This window comes from Limosilactobacillus reuteri, assembly GCF_002254085.1.
In the GTDB taxonomy this organism is placed as follows: Bacteria; Bacillota; Bacilli; order Lactobacillales; family Lactobacillaceae; genus Limosilactobacillus; species Limosilactobacillus reuteri_K.
Genome location: NZ_NGPY01000091.1, coordinates 1 through 242, shown reverse-complemented (window position 1 = coordinate 242; position 242 = coordinate 1). Strand labels below are relative to the sequence as shown.

Below are 242 nucleotides of genomic sequence, written 5' to 3'. Positions count from 1 at the left end.
GTAGCCTTTAGTGTGTCGAATACTAAGCAAAGGCAGGTCTTTCCTCATGGATATTTTAACAGAAATCGAGCAGAATTTGGTGAAATCAGGCAGTTTATTTGAAGCTGAACAGATTATTTTAAAAGGGTATTGGAGTTAGGACAAGTAATCATGCAAAACTTTTTGGAAAGCTTAGATCGAAGCTTAAAGTCCCAAGCTCCAGCGAACTATCAAGTAATCAATAAACAGCCACGGACGCTTAA

1 pseudogene is annotated in these 242 nt (G+C 38.0%); it reads left to right on the top strand.

The annotated features are described in order from the left end of the window. Positions 1-46: 46 nt before the first annotated feature. Positions 47-242, top strand: a pseudogene (locus CBG10_RS10560) (ISLre2-like element ISLre2 family transposase); the annotation flags it as partial.